This is a genomic window from Streptomyces sp. NPDC088157 (assembly GCF_044741545.1).
Lineage (GTDB): Bacteria > Actinomycetota > Actinomycetes > Streptomycetales > Streptomycetaceae > Streptomyces.
Genome location: NZ_JBIUSU010000006.1, coordinates 530,708 through 544,111, shown reverse-complemented (window position 1 = coordinate 544,111; position 13,404 = coordinate 530,708). Strand labels below are relative to the sequence as shown.

The 13,404-nt window shown below is 70.3% G+C and carries 14 protein-coding genes; 11 read left to right on the top strand and 3 right to left on the bottom strand.

Features of this window, described 5'->3' with window-relative positions; translation table 11 throughout:
- The first annotated feature begins 4 nt into the window (after positions 1–4).
- The 3 genes from ACIPFH_RS26370 (at position 5) to ACIPFH_RS26360 (ending at position 2,924) form a co-directional block, all read left to right on the top strand.
- Positions 5–1,246 carry a HAMP domain-containing sensor histidine kinase gene (locus ACIPFH_RS26370; RefSeq protein WP_356254897.1) on the top strand — a complete coding sequence of 414 codons (1,242 nt, stop codon included), beginning with the start codon at positions 5–7 and terminating at the stop codon, positions 1,244–1,246.
- A 396-nt stretch (positions 1,247–1,642) separates the two neighbouring features.
- Complete coding sequence (locus tag ACIPFH_RS26365; protein ID WP_003993510.1) at positions 1,643–1,939, top strand: DUF4193 domain-containing protein; 297 nt, start codon at positions 1,643–1,645, stop codon at positions 1,937–1,939.
- Between the two features lie 13 nt (positions 1,940–1,952).
- The gene (locus ACIPFH_RS26360; RefSeq protein WP_401830022.1) at positions 1,953–2,924 is read left to right on the top strand and encodes a hypothetical protein; all 972 of its coding nucleotides are present in this window, start codon (positions 1,953–1,955) and stop codon (positions 2,922–2,924) included.
- Positions 2,925–2,979: 55 nt separating this feature from the next.
- Here the strand turns inward: ACIPFH_RS26360 and ACIPFH_RS26355 are convergent, their stop codons facing one another.
- Positions 2,980–3,447 (bottom strand): DUF3093 domain-containing protein, encoded by a 468-nt coding sequence (locus ACIPFH_RS26355; RefSeq protein ID WP_356254892.1) that lies wholly within the window; start codon positions 3,445–3,447, stop codon positions 2,980–2,982.
- A gap of 58 nt (positions 3,448–3,505) precedes the next feature.
- Here ACIPFH_RS26355 and ACIPFH_RS26350 point away from each other — a divergent pair, with 58 nt between their 5' ends.
- The 8 genes from ACIPFH_RS26350 (at position 3,506) to ACIPFH_RS26315 (ending at position 11,507) form a co-directional block, all read left to right on the top strand.
- Positions 3,506–4,090, top strand: coding sequence for a PaaI family thioesterase (locus ACIPFH_RS26350; protein WP_356254889.1), 585 nt, complete (start codon positions 3,506–3,508; stop codon positions 4,088–4,090).
- Entirely contained in the window at positions 4,087–4,638 is a 552-nt protein-coding gene (dut, locus tag ACIPFH_RS26345; protein WP_401830019.1) for a dUTP diphosphatase, read from the top strand. The genes ACIPFH_RS26350 and dut overlap by 4 nt, the downstream gene beginning before the upstream one ends.
- 1 nt (position 4,639) lies before the next feature.
- On the top strand, positions 4,640–5,404 hold the full coding sequence (locus ACIPFH_RS26340; protein ID WP_394640247.1) for a DUF3710 domain-containing protein: 765 nt from the start codon (positions 4,640–4,642) through the stop codon (positions 5,402–5,404).
- Between the two features lie 228 nt (positions 5,405–5,632).
- Positions 5,633–6,811 (top strand): alginate lyase family protein, encoded by a 1,179-nt coding sequence (locus tag ACIPFH_RS26335; protein ID WP_401830017.1) that lies wholly within the window; start codon positions 5,633–5,635, stop codon positions 6,809–6,811.
- Positions 6,812–7,023: 212 nt separating this feature from the next.
- Entirely contained in the window at positions 7,024–9,582 is a 2,559-nt protein-coding gene (locus ACIPFH_RS26330) for an ATP-binding protein (protein WP_401830015.1), read from the top strand.
- Complete coding sequence (locus tag ACIPFH_RS26325) at positions 9,576–10,292, top strand: response regulator (protein ID WP_401830013.1); 717 nt, start codon at positions 9,576–9,578, stop codon at positions 10,290–10,292. The genes ACIPFH_RS26330 and ACIPFH_RS26325 overlap by 7 nt, the downstream gene beginning before the upstream one ends.
- Before the next feature lie 57 nt (positions 10,293–10,349).
- Positions 10,350–10,748, top strand: a complete 399-nt coding sequence (locus ACIPFH_RS26320; RefSeq protein WP_171399974.1) for an OB-fold nucleic acid binding domain-containing protein — start codon at positions 10,350–10,352, stop codon at positions 10,746–10,748.
- A gap of 3 nt (positions 10,749–10,751) precedes the next feature.
- The gene (locus ACIPFH_RS26315) at positions 10,752–11,507 is read left to right on the top strand and encodes a DUF3159 domain-containing protein (protein ID WP_401830010.1); all 756 of its coding nucleotides are present in this window, start codon (positions 10,752–10,754) and stop codon (positions 11,505–11,507) included.
- A gap of 240 nt (positions 11,508–11,747) precedes the next feature.
- Here ACIPFH_RS26315 and ACIPFH_RS26310 read toward each other — a convergent pair whose 3' ends face one another.
- Both ACIPFH_RS26310 and ACIPFH_RS26305 read right to left on the bottom strand, forming a co-directional pair.
- On the bottom strand, positions 11,748–12,425 hold the full coding sequence (locus ACIPFH_RS26310) for a potassium channel family protein (protein WP_401830008.1): 678 nt from the start codon (positions 12,423–12,425) through the stop codon (positions 11,748–11,750).
- Positions 12,425–13,093, bottom strand: a complete 669-nt coding sequence (locus tag ACIPFH_RS26305) for a TrkA family potassium uptake protein (protein ID WP_356266079.1) — start codon at positions 13,091–13,093, stop codon at positions 12,425–12,427. Before ACIPFH_RS26305 ends, ACIPFH_RS26310 begins: the two co-directional genes overlap by 1 nt.
- Positions 13,094–13,404 lie beyond the last annotated feature (311 nt).

Genomic DNA, 13,404 nt, shown 5'->3' with positions numbered 1-13,404 from the left:
GGCCGTGGCATCGACGCCCGCGCCTCCCCAGGCGCCCCCGAAGCCGACCTGGGACCCCAGGAGCCCGCAGGCCCCGTTCCCCTGGCTGCGCCCGACCATCCGCATACGGCTCACGCTGCTGTACGGCGGGATGTTCCTGATCGCCGGGATCCTGCTGCTGTCGATCATCTACCTGCTGGCCGCGCAGGCCCTGCACGAGGGCGGCGGCGGCCAGTCCCTGCAGATTCGCGGGGTCAGCCTCGACGTCAGCAGCGCGAGCTGTCCCGCCGTGAACTCCGCGCCCGTGGACGAGATCAACTCGGTGCTCAGGCAGTGCGACGCCGTCCAGCGGCAGCACGCCCTGGACGACCTCCTCAGCCGGTCCCTGCTGGCTCTCCTGGGCCTCGCCGTGATCGCTTTCGCCTTCGGCTACGCGATGGCCGGCCGCGTGCTGTCCCCGCTCGGCCGGATCACCCGCACCGCGCGCGCGGTGGCGGGCTCGGACCTGTCCCGTCGTATCGAGCTGGACGGGCCGGACGACGAGCTGAAGGAACTGGCCGACACCTTCGACGACATGCTGGAGCGCCTGCAACGGGCCTTCACGGCCCAGCAGCGCTTCGTGGGCAACGCCTCGCACGAGCTGAGAACACCGCTGGCGATCAACCGCACGCTGCTCGAAGTGCACCTCTCCGATCCGAACGCGCCAGTGGAGCTGCAACAGCTCGGCAAGACACTGCTGGCCACCAACGAGCGCAGCGAGCAGCTGGTCGAGGGTCTGCTGCTGCTCGCCCGCAGCGACAACCAGATCGTCGAGCGCAAGCCGGTCGACCTGGCGGAGGTCGCCGAGCAGGCCGTCGACCAGGTGCACGGCGAGGCGGTGGCCAAGGGCGTGGTGATCCGGGGCGAGCAGAAGCCCGCGGTCGTCCAGGGCAACGGCGTCCTGCTGGAGCGGATCGCGCTCAATCTCGTGCAGAACGCCGTACGGTACAACGTGTCCGAGGGCGGCTGGGTCGAGGTGACCACCGAGGTCCAGCACGGACAGGCGGTCCTCGTCGTGTCGAACACGGGGCCGGTCGTGCCCGCGTACGAGATCGACAATCTGTTCGAGCCCTTCCGTAGGCTACGTACGGAGCGGACGGGCAGTGACAAGGGGGTCGGGCTGGGTCTGTCCATCGTGCGGTCGGTGGCCCGGGCGCACGGCGGTCATATCGTGGCCCATCCACGCGAGGGGGGTGGGCTCGTGATGCGGGTCACCTTCCCCGTCTGAGATCATGTCGCCGACACACGCGGGGATGTTCGCTTTGCGCGGAATTCTTTGGGTCCCGACCTGGGTTTCCCGTGTGTGATCGATCACAAGGGCGAATTTCCGGCCATCTACTCTCCGTGATCATGAATGCCGTCGTAAAGCCCGGAAAATCCGGGTTTTCAAGGGTCCTGATCACGGGAAGTACACGGTGAGACGCCTTTGAAGTGCGGCATTCGGACCGTGTACGGTCCGCATCGCCATCCAAGCCGATCACTCGTGAGGAGTTCGGTTGGGTGTCGATTGAGTAACAGACCTTGATGTGAGGCAAAATCTCCGCCTCGAGGCGGGCACAAGTCCGGCCTCTCACGCGTTACGTGCGCTGGAGACACCGCAGACACCCAGAGGGGGAGAGGCGAAATGGCTACCGATTACGACACCCCACGCAAGACCGATGACGACGTCGACTCAGACAGCCTTGAAGAGCTGAAGGCCAGGCGGAACGACAAGTCCGCCTCCGCAGTCGATGTCGACGAATTCGAGGCCGCGGAGGGGCTCGAGCTGCCCGGCGCAGACCTCTCGAACGAGGAACTGGCCGTCCGGGTGCTGCCGAAGCAGCAGGACGAGTTCACTTGCATGAGCTGCTTCCTGGTGCACCACCGCAGCCAGCTGGCCCGGGAGAAGAACGGCCAGCCGATCTGCCGCGACTGCGACTGAGGCGGGGTCGGCCGTGACTGGCTCGACCCCTCCTCGGAAGCGCCGCTTCCCCTTCCGGGGAACGGACAAAGGGCCGTCCAGCGGCCCTCACGGCGTGCGTGACGACGAGCGAGGCTCATCCGCCGAGGGCGGATCGGCCTCGCTCGAACCCGCGAGCGGCCGGAATGACCTCCCGGCACCCACGCGGAACGCCGCCCCCGTCGCGAGGCGGAGGGCGGCGGTCATCCGGGACAGGGCGACGGGCCTGGCCCGTGAAGGCGTCCGCAAGGGCGGGAGCCGCGCCAGGGCGGGACTGGGGCACCTCGCCGACCGGATCATCGAGATCGCCCCGCGGATCCCCGTACGGGACCTCCAGGCGCTGCGCAGGCAGTTCCCCGGTCTCGGTCCCGAACAGCTCGCGGACAAGCTCGTGACGGGCGCCGCGAACGCCACGTCCACCGTCGGAGCGGGCATCGGGGCGGCGGCCATGCTTCCCGTGCCGCCCGCGATGCCGACCGAACTGGCCGCGGAGATCACCGGGGTCGCGGCGATCGAGCTCAAGCTGATCGCCGAACTCCACGAGGTCTACGGCGTGCGGCCGACGGGCAATCTCAAGGACCGCAGTACCGCGTATCTGCGCTCGTGGTCGGGCGAACGCGGGATCGACGTCATGAAGCCGTCCTCGATCAACTCCGCGCTCGGCGGTCAGATGAAGCGCGAGCTGCGCCAGCAGATCATGAAGCGCATGGTCCGTGACCTGCCGAACCTGATGCCCTTCATGGTCGGCGCCGCCGTCGGCGCGGTCATGAACCGGCGGGACACCAGAAGGCTGGCCGCGAAGGTCCGGGCCGACCTGCGGAAGATGCAGGTGCCGTGGGACACGCTGTCGGAACTGCCGCCGCTGGAGAAGCCGGCGAACCCCCTGGCCATCGGGGAGATCCCCGAGCACCCGCTGAACCCCGAAGACCCCGACGGCTCCGGGAACCCCGGACAACTCGGGCGCTGAGGGCTCCGGCTCGTCTGGCGAGGCCGGTTCTGCCGGATCCGCGCTGCGGCTCCGACTACGACGCCGCGGCCTCCCGTGCCGCCTTCAGCGCCTCCGCCAGCCGCTCCGGCTCCCGCGTCGACAGGTACAGGTAGGGCGTGGGGTCGTCGGGGTCGGTGACCTCCACCCTCAGCGCCGTCGGGATGTACGCGCGCAACAGCAGGAAGGCCCGGGTGTCGGCCTTGTACGTGCGCCAGGCGCGCGCCCCGTCCGCGTCCAGGATCTCCGCGTCGCCCAGGGCCGTGACCGGGATCTTCGCCTCGCCCGCGATCAGGGAGTCGCCGACGACGCGGATCCGGAGGGAACCGTAGGAACTGGCCACGACCGCCGCGGCCGCGGTGCCGCCGACCAGGCCGCCGAGCAACGGCAGGGTGCCGAAGGGCAGCAGGATCAGGGCCATGGAGACACCCACGAGGAACGAGACGAACCACCAGGAGCGGGGGGCGGTGAGGCGTTCTTCGTAAGGGGTGGCGGAGAGCTGCATGCAGCCAAGCTTGGCACGGTGTCCTGAGACGGCGGACGCGCGGGTAAGGTCTGCGCCTGTGAGTGGTACTTCCGCAGCTCTTGAGCCTCCGGCCGATGCCGTGAAACCCGTTCGGCACCCCGACGCTCCGGTGCCCGGCGAGCTTCTCGGTGCCCACTACGAACACTGTTTCGGATGCGGCGGCGAGCAGGCCCACGGGCTCCACCTGGAGGCGCGGGCCGGCGAGGGAGTGACCGTCACCGCCGAGTTCACCGTGCAGCCCGCCCACCAGGGCGCGCCCGGCCTCGCGCACGGCGGGATCCTGGCCACCGCCCTCGACGAGACGCTCGGCTCGCTGAACTGGCTGCTGCGGACGATCGCCGTGACCGGACGGCTGGAGACCGACTTCGTACGGCCCGTGCCCGTGGGGACCACGCTGTACCTGGAGGCCGAGGTGACAGCGGTGGCCCGGCGCAAGATCTACTCGAGTGCCACCGGACGGATCGGTGGCCCCGACGGGCCCGTCGCCGTTCGTGCCGACGCCCTCTTCGTCGAGGTGGCGGTCGAGCACTTCGTGAACCACGGCCGCGAGGCCGAGATCCGGGCCGCGATGAGCGACCCGGACCAGAGCAGGCGCGCCCGCGCCTTCGAGGTGAACCCGTGAGCCGTGACTTCCTGGACGTCCTGATCCGGCGCGTCGACCCCGAGGTACCGCTTCCGACGTACGAGCACCCGGGTGACGCCGGAGCCGATCTGCGCACCACGCGCGGCCATGAACTGGCGCCGGGGGAGCGGGCAGTGTTGCCCACGGGGGTGTCCATCGCCCTGCCCGAGGGGTACGCGGCCTTCGTGCACCCGCGTTCGGGCCTGGCCGCCCGGTGCGGCGTCGCCCTCGTGAATGCCCCGGGGACGGTTGATGCCGGGTACCGTGGGGAGATCAAGGTGATCGTGGTGAATCTCGACCCGCGCGAGTCCGTGCGGTTCGAGCGCTTCGACCGGATTGCCCAACTGGTCGTACAGCAGGTCGAGAGGGTCCGCTTCCAGGAGGTCGCGGAGCTTCCCGAATCGGCGCGGGCCGCGGGGGGCTTCGGGTCCACCGGCGGGCATGCTGCCGTGGGCGGTGCAAGCGGTACAAGCGCCTCGGCCGCCGAGGGCGGCGCGACGGGTGGGAATCGATACGCTTCGGTCGTATCCGACCGGGAAGGACAGTGACGTGTTCGGACGTCGCAAGAAGAAGGGTGCCGCCGAAGACGCGGCCGGCGAGGCCGAGCAGGTCGTCGACAGTGTCGACGCTGAGGCGGACGATGTAGAGGGCGAGCGCGAGCGGGTGCGGCTCGAGCCCGAGCCGCGGCCCGACGGGCCCTGGGACGACTCGGAGGTGCGCGACCCGGCCGAGGGCCGTGTGGACCTCGGCGGGATCTTCGTGCCCGGGGTCGACGGCATGGAACTGCGGGTCGAGGTCGCCGGTGACGCGATCGTCGCGGCGACCGTCGTGCTGCGCGACAGCGCCATCCAGCTGCAGGCCTTCGCCGCTCCCAAGCGTGAGGGCATCTGGGGCGAGGTGCGCGAGGAGATCGGCTCCGGCATCACTCAGCAGGGTGGCATCGTCGACGAGGTCGAGGGCCCCCTGGGCTGGGAGCTGCGCGCACAGGTGCCGGTGCAGCTGCCGGACGGCACGGGCGGCTTCCACGTCGTGCGGTTCGTCGGCGTGGACGGCCCCCGCTGGTTCCTGCGCGGGGTGATCTCGGGACAGGGCGCGGTGCAGCCGCAGGCGGCCGGCCTGCTCGAGCAGATCTTCCGGGACACGGTCGTGGTTCGCGGCGAGGGCCCGATGGCGCCCCGCGACCCGATCGTCCTCAAGCTGCCGAACGACGCGCAGATGGTCCCCGAGGGCGTCCAGCAGCAGGACGACAGTTCCCGCTTCTCCGGCGGCATGGGCCAGTTGCAGCGCGGGCCGGAGATCACCGAGGTCCGCTAGGCCGGACCGCACGGTTGCGAGGGCCGCACTCCTGACGGGGTGCGGCCCTTTGCCGTGCCCTTTCGCCGCGCCTCCCGGCGGGTCCTCTTGGCGTGGCGTGGCCATGTCCGCTCCTTCCTCGTGTGTGAACTCTTGACGGTCGATTGGTCTGGACCTACGGTCTCCGCTCAACGCCTAAGTTCATAAGGGCGCTCCCAGTTCACATATGAGAACGAGAACGGAGCCGCTGTGCGTCGAACCGCATTCCTTGTGACCGTCGCCGCCCTGGTCGTGGGCGCTCTCGTGCCCTCGAACGTCCCGCGCGCGCAAGCCGCCCCCGCCGCCTTCGCCCACCCCGGGGTCACCGTCTCCCGGGCCCAGCTGGACTTCGTCCGGGACAAGGTCGCCTCCGCGGCCCAGCCCTGGAAGGGAGCCTTCGATCAGCTCCTGGCGAGCAAGTACGCCAACCTGAGCCGCAGCCCCAAGCCCCGCGCCGTGGTCGAGTGCGGGTCCTACTCCAACCCGAACTACGGCTGCACGGACGAACGCGAGGACGCGCTCGCCGCGTACACCGACGCGCTCGCCTGGTACGTCACGCGGGACGAGCGGTACGCCAAGAAGGCCATCGAGCTGATGGACGCCTGGTCGGCCGTCATCAAGGACCACACCAACAGCAACGCGCCCCTCCAGACCGGTTGGGCCGGATCGTCCTGGCCGAGGGCCGCCGAGATCATCAAGTACGCGTACACCGGCACCTGGGCGAACTCCGGCCGCTTCGCGACCATGCTGCGGGACGTCTACCTGCCCGAGGTCATCAACGGCTCCCACTCCAACGGAAACTGGGAACTTTCCATGACGGAGGCCGCGATCGGCATCTCCGTCTTCCTCGAGGACAGGGCGTCGTACGACAAGGCCATGGCGAAGTTCCGCGCCCGCACGGCCGCCTACGTCTATCTGGCCTCCGACGGCGAGCTGCCGAAGACCGTGCCGAGCCAGAACCTGAACACCCGGGACAAGATCGTCGCCTACTGGCAGGGGCAGGGCACGTTCGTCACCGGCCTGACCCAGGAGACCTGCCGCGACCTCACCCACACGGGGTACGGCATCTCCGCGATCTCGCACGTCGCCGAGACCAGCCGGATCCAGGGGCAGGACCTGTACGGCACCGACGTCGGGGAGCGACTGCGGCAGGCCCTCGGCTTCCAGGCCAGGTACCAGCTCGGCGCGGCCGTCCCGAGCTCGCTGTGCGGAGGCTCCCTGAACCTCGGGCTCGGCCCGGTCACCGAGGTCGGCTACAACGCGCTGCACAACCGCCTGGGGATCGCGATGAGCAACACCCAGGCGCTGACCCTGCAGAACCGTCCGGCCGGCAGCAACAACCTCTTCGTCGCCTGGGAGACGTTCACCCACGGGGACAATCCCGCGTGACCCGACGCGCGTGACCCGACGCGCGTGAACCGATTCGGGGGGCTCGTCCGATGAGGGGGTGAGGGGCGCCGGTGTTCGTCTCACCGCGTCAGGGTTGCGTCAAAGGCGCCCCTCATCCTTCAGCTCGTCCTTTATGTCGGAACTGTTGGCCGTAAGGTCGACGCTGCGTAAGCACCAGCCCTACGCAGGAGCCCCTGGAAGACAATGAGGCCATGGCACGCGGAAAGCTTCGGATCTACCTAGGTGCGGCACCGGGCGTGGGCAAGACGTACGCGATGCTGTCCGAGGCGCACCGCCGGGTGGAGCGCGGCACGGACTGCGTGGTGGCCTTCGTGGAGCACCACGGGCGCCAGCGCACCGAGGTGATGCTGCACGGCCTCGAGCAGGTCCCGCGCCGGGAGCTGGAGTACCGGAGCGGCGTCTTCACCGAGATGGACGTGGACGCCGTCCTCGCCCGCGCCCCGCAGGTCGCCCTGGTGGACGAACTCGCCCACACCAATGTCCCGGGCTCGCGCGACGCCAAGCGCTGGCAGGACGTGGAGGCGCTGCTGGCCGCCGGCGTCGACGTGGTCTCGACGGTGAACATCCAGCACCTGGAGTCCCTCGGTGACGTCGTGGAGGCGATCACGGGGGTGAGGCAGCAGGAGACCGTGCCCGACGAGTTCGTGCGGCACGCCGACCAGATCGAACTGGTGGACATGTCACCGCAGGCGCTGCGGCGGCGGATGGCGCACGGCAACATCTACCAGCCGGACAAGGTCGACGCGGCCCTGTCCAACTACTTCCGGCCCGGAAACCTCACCGCCCTGCGGGAGCTGGCCCTGCTGTGGGTGGCCGACCGGGTCGACGAGTACCTGAAGCAGTACCGCAGCGAGCACCGGGTGTCGGCGATCTGGGGCTCGCGCGAGCGGATCGTGGTCGGGCTGACCGGTGGCCCGGAGGGACGCACCCTGATCCGGCGGGCCGCGCGACTGGCGGAGAAGGGCGCCGGCGGCGAGGTGCTGGCCGTGTACATCGCCCGCAGTGACGGGCTGACCTCCGCCTCACCCAAGGAACTGGCGGTCCAGCGCACCCTCGTGGAGGACCTGGGCGGCACCTTCCATCATGTGGTCGGCGACGACATACCGGCCGCGCTGCTCGACTTCGCCCGTGGGGTCAACGCCACGCAGATCGTGCTCGGCTCCTCGCGCCGCAAGGCCTGGCAGTACGTCTTCGGGCCCGGGGTCGGCGCGACGGTCGCCCGGGAGTCGGGGTCCGACCTCGACGTGCACATCGTCACGCACGACGAGGTCGCGAAGGGGCGCGGGCTGCCGGTGGCCCGGGGCGCCCGGCTGGGGCGGGCCCGGATCGTCTGGGGCTGGCTGGTCGGCGTGGCGGGCCCGGCGCTGCTCGCGCTGCTGCTGAACACCGTCCACCTGGGCCTCGCCAACGACATGCTGCTGTTCCTGGCCGTGACGGTGGCGGCGGCGCTGCTCGGTGGGCTGCTGCCGGCCCTGGCCTCGGCTGCGGTCGGGTCGCTCCTGCTGAACTACTTCTACACGCCGCCCCTGCACAGATGGACGATCGCCGACCCGAAGAACATCGTCGCCATCGTGATCTTCGTCGGGGTGGGGGTGTCCGTGGCCTCGGTGGTGGACCTGGCCGCCCGGCGCACGCACCAGGCGGCCAGGCTGCGGGCCGAGTCGGAGATCCTGTCCTACCTGGCGGGCAGCGTACTGCGGGGCGAGACCAGCCTGGAGGCGCTGCTGGAGCGGGTGCGCGAGACCTTCGGGATGGAGTCGGCGGCGCTGCTGGAGCGGGCGGAGGGCAGAGCGCCGTGGACACGCGCGGGGCACGTCGGGTTCGGACGGCCGGTCGACCGGCCCGAGGACGCGGACGTCGACGTGCCGGTCGGCGACCACCTGGCGCTGGCGCTCACCGGGCGGGTGCTGCCCGCGGAGGACCGACGGGTGCTGGCCGCGTTCGCCGCGCAGGCGGTCGTCGTACTGGACCGGCGGCGCCTCCAGGAGGAGGCCGACCAGGCCCGCGCGCTGGCCGAGGGCAACCGCATCCGCACGGCCCTGCTGGCCGCCGTGAGCCACGATCTGCGGACCCCGCTGGCGGGGATCAAGGCGGCGGTGTCGAGCCTCAGGTCCGACGACGTGGCCTGGTCGGAGGAGGACCGGGCGGAGCTGCTCGCGGGCATCGAGGAGGGTGCGGACCGTCTCGACCACCTGGTGGGCAACCTGCTCGACATGTCCCGCCTCCAGACCGGTACGGTCACGCCGATCATCCGGGAGATCGACCTGGACGAGGTGGTGCCGATGGCGCTCGGCGGGGTGCCGGACCCGGCGGAGAGCGTGGAGCTGGACATTCCGGAGACGCTGCCCATGGTCGCCGTGGACGCCGGGCTCCTGGAGCGGTCGGTCGCCAACCTCGTGGAGAACGCGGTCAAGTACAGCCCGGGCGGCGAGCCCGTGCTTGTCTCGGCCAGCGCCCTGTCCGACCGGGTGGAGGTGAGGGTCGTGGACCGTGGGCCGGGCGTTCCCGACGAGGCCAAGGAGCGGATATTCGCGCCCTTCCAGCGCTACGGCGACGCCCCGCGCGGGGCCGGAGTCGGGCTGGGGCTCGCGGTCGCGCGCGGCTTCGCCGAGGCCATGGGCGGCACCCTCGACGCCGAGGACACCCCGGGCGGCGGCCTCACCATGGTCCTCACCGTCCGCGCGGCTGGGCGGCGCCCCGAGCCGCAACCCGCACAGCCCGCACAACCCGAAAGGCATGCCCCATGCTGAGCCCGGCCGGCGGATCACCCCAGGTCCCCACGAGGGTGCTCGTGGTCGACGACGAGCCGCAGATCGTCCGTGCCCTCGTGATCAACCTCAAGGCCCGCCAGTACGAGGTCGACGCGGCCCATGACGGCGCCACCGCCCTCCGGCTCGCCGCCGCCCGCCACCCGGACGTGATCGTCCTCGACCTCGGGCTGCCCGACATGGACGGCGTCGAGGTGATCAAGGGGCTCCGCGGCTGGACCAGGGTGCCGATCCTGGTGCTGTCGGCCCGGCACTCCTCGGACGAGAAGGTCGAGGCGCTCGACGCGGGCGCCGACGACTACGTCACCAAGCCGTTCGGCATGGACGAGCTGCTGGCCCGGCTGCGGGCCGCCGTCCGCCGGGCCGAACCCGCCGGGGGCGGCGAGGACGAGGTCCTGGTGGAGACCGACGGGTTCACCGTCGACCTGGCCGCGAAGAAGGTCAACCGGGCCGGGAGGGACGTACGGCTGACCCCCACCGAGTGGCATCTGCTGGAGGTGCTGGTGCGCAACGCCGGCCGTCTGGTCAGCCAGAAGCAGCTGCTTCAGGAGGTGTGGGGGCCGTCGTACGGGACGGAGACCAACTACCTGCGGGTGTACATGGCGCAGCTGAGACGCAAGCTCGAGGCGGACCCCTCGCATCCCAGGCACTTCGTCACCGAACCCGGGATGGGATACCGGTTCGAGCGCTAGTGCGACGGCCGGGGCGGTGGCTACGGCTCTGTGGGTGTGCCCCGGTACGCTTCAGACATGAGTGCTGTTCCTCGTTCCGAAAAGCCGGTGGGCCGGTTCCGGCGCATGCTCGACCGGCTCTCCTCCTCGCAGGAGGACCTGGAGTCCGAGGAGCTGCGAGAGGACGCCGAGACGGCCGGATGCACGCGCATCGGAGACTGCCAGGACCGCCAGATCGTCACGGTTACTGGTACCTTGCGCACGGTCACCCTGCGGCCGCGCGCCGGAGTCCCGGCCCTGGAGGCCGAGCTGTTCGACGGCAGTGCCGCGTTGGACGTGGTGTGGCTGGGCAGGCGCTCCATCGTGGGGATAGAACCGGGGCGCAAGCTCATCGCGTCGGGTCGGGTCTCCATGAGCCGCGGCCGCCGCGTGCTGTTCAACCCCAAGTACGAACTGAGACCCCTGGGTAGGGAGTAGCCGGTGACCTCGCTCGACAAGCCGACCGAAGACACGACCGCGGACGACACGACCGCGGCCGACGCCCGGGCGGTGACCGAGGCCGCGCTGTTCGAAGCGTTCGGCGGGGTGCGGGGCATGGTCGAGACGGTCGTGCCCGGCCTGCTCTTCGTCACGATCTTCACGATCAACAAGGACCTGCACATGTCCGCGATCGCCGCGCTCGCGGTGTCGCTGATCCTGGTCGTGGTCCGCCTGGCGATGAAGGACACGGTCAAGCACGCCTTCAGCGGGGTCTTCGGCGTCGCCTTCGGCGTCGTCTTCGCGATGATGACCGGCAACGCCAAGGACTTCTATCTGCCGGGCATGCTCTACACGCTGGGCCTGGCCCTCGCCTACATCATCACGACGCTGTGCGGGGTGCCGCTGATCGGCCTGATCCTGGGGCCGGTCTTCAAGGAGAACCTCTCCTGGCGGACCCGCAACCCGGGCCGCAAGAAGGCGTACGCCAAGGCCAGCTGGGCGTGGGGGCTGATCCTGCTCGCCAAGTGCGCGATCCTTTTCCCGCTGTACTGGTGGGCCAACACCGCACAGCTGGGCTGGGTCCTGATCGCCCTGAAGATCCCGCCGTTCCTGCTGGCCGTCTGGCTGACGTGGGTCTTCCTCGCGAAGGCGCCCGCGCCGATCGACGTCTTCGCGGAGATGGAGGCGGAGGAGAAGGCCGCTGCCGCGGAGAAGGCGTCGTCGGAGGCTGGTGCGCGGCACCGTCGGGAGGGCTAGCACCCGGCGTTCAGGTGACCGTCCCCGGGGGCTGCGCCCCCGGACCCCCCGCTCCGGCCCTGAACGGGCCTTGTCCTCAATCGCCGGACGGGCTGGTTGGACCCCTACAGCCTGGTTCGCAAGCTTGCCGGACGGGCTGGTTGGACGCCTACAGCCCGGTTCGCAAGCTCGCCGGGCCGACCGACGGCGAAGGGCGCCCTGAGATCTCAGGGCGCCCTTCGCCGTCGGAACCGTTTCGGGTCAGCTGCCGGTGTCGTCCTTGCGCACCGACAGCAGGTCCTCCAGCTGCTCCTCCCTGGCCTGGGCGGCCACGAAGAGCAGTTCGTCGCCCGGTTCGAGGGAGTCCTCGCGGGTCGGGGTGAGGACCCGGGTGCCGCGGATGATGGTGACCAGTGAGGTGTCCTCCGGCCATTCCACGTCGCCGACCTGGGTGCCGGCCAGGGCCGACTCCTCGGGGAGGGTCAGTTCGACGAGGTTGGCGTCGCCGTGGCTGAAGCGGAGCAGCCGGACCAGGTCGCCGACGCTCACCGCCTCCTCGACCAGGGCCGACATCAGACGCGGGGTCGAGACGGCCACGTCCACGCCCCAGGACTCGTTGAACAGCCACTCGTTCTTCGGGTTGTTCACCCGGGCGACGACGCGCGGAACGCCGTACTCCGTCTTGGCCAGCAGCGACACGACCAGGTTGACCTTGTCGTCGCCGGTCGCGGCGATCACGACGTTGCAACGCTGGAGGGCGGCCTCGTCGAGGGACGTGATCTCGCAGGCGTCGGCCAGCAGCCACTCCGCCTGCGGGACGCGCTCGACCGAGATCGCGGTCGGCGCCTTGTCCACGAGCAGGACCTCGTGGCCGTTCTCCAGCAGCTCGCCCGCGATCGAGCGGCCGACGGCGCCGGCTCCGGCAATGGCGACCCTCATCAGTGACCGTCCTCCTTGGGACCCTCGGCGAACGAGGCCTCGACCTTCTCGATCTCGTCGCTGCGCAGCATCACGTGCACCAGGTCGCCTTCCTGGAGCACCGTCTGGGAGGTGGGCAGGATCGCCTCGCCGAGGCGGGTGAGGAACGCCACGCGGACGCCCGTCTCCTCCTGAAGCCTGCTGATCTTGTGGCCGACCCAGGACGGGGCCGCGTGCACCTCGGCGAGCTGGACGCCCCCGGTGGGGTCGCGCCACAGCGGCTCGGCGCCCGAGGGGAGCAGGCGGCGCAGCATCTGGTCGGCCGTCCAGCGGACGGTGGCGACGGTGGGGATGCCCAGGCGCTGGTAGACCTCGGCGCGGCGGGGGTCGTAGATGCGGGCGGCGACGTTCTCGATGCCGAACATCTCGCGCGCCACGCGGGCGGCGATGATGTTGGAGTTGTCGCCGCTGGACACGGCGGCGAAGGCGCCGGCCTCCTCGATGCCCGCCTCGCGCAGGGTGTCCTGGTCGAAGCCGACTCCGGTGACACGACGGCCGCCGAAACCGGAGCCCAGTCGTCGGAAGGCGGTGGGGTCCTGGTCGATCACGGCGACCGTGTGCCCCTGTTGCTCCAGGGTCTGGGCGAGAGCGGAACCCACTCTCCCGCAGCCCATGATGACGATGTGCACGACCGTCCTTCCGAGGTCAAGAAGTCAAGAAGTCAATAAAAATCTGGCCTGGCCTGGAACAGGGTCTCAGACCGTCGCCCAAGCTACACACGCGCGGTCGGCGCAGGGCACCCCCGTGCACGCATTGCGTGATCAGCGGCGGCTGATGCTCCAGAGACTGAGGAAGGTAAGGATTCCGAGGCCGACGAGGGTGCCGACGGCGCCGATGATCTCCGCGGTCGTGTGCATGGACCCTCCTGGGGGGCGGCAGCGGGCGGGGTTTGTCATATAGACATGAGGACCGGCGCGGCCACGGAATCCGCAGCGCGGGC

What these genes read in the sequence shown, in the direction of transcription:
- ACIPFH_RS26320 (WP_171399974.1), top strand. Translation starts at nt 10,350, where the DNA reads ATGAGTGCTGTTCCTCGTTCCGAAAAGCCGGTGGGCCGGTTCCGGCGC.
- ACIPFH_RS26355 (WP_356254892.1), bottom strand. Translation starts at nt 3,447, where the DNA reads ATGCAGCTCTCCGCCACCCCTTACGAAGAACGCCTCACCGCCCCCCGC.
- ACIPFH_RS26325 (WP_401830013.1), top strand. Translation starts at nt 9,576, where the DNA reads ATGCTGAGCCCGGCCGGCGGATCACCCCAGGTCCCCACGAGGGTGCTC.
- ACIPFH_RS26365 (WP_003993510.1), top strand. Translation starts at nt 1,643, where the DNA reads ATGGCTACCGATTACGACACCCCACGCAAGACCGATGACGACGTCGAC.
- ACIPFH_RS26310 (WP_401830008.1), bottom strand. Translation starts at nt 12,425, where the DNA reads ATGAGGGTCGCCATTGCCGGAGCCGGCGCCGTCGGCCGCTCGATCGCG.
- ACIPFH_RS26330 (WP_401830015.1), top strand. Translation starts at nt 7,024, where the DNA reads ATGGCACGCGGAAAGCTTCGGATCTACCTAGGTGCGGCACCGGGCGTG.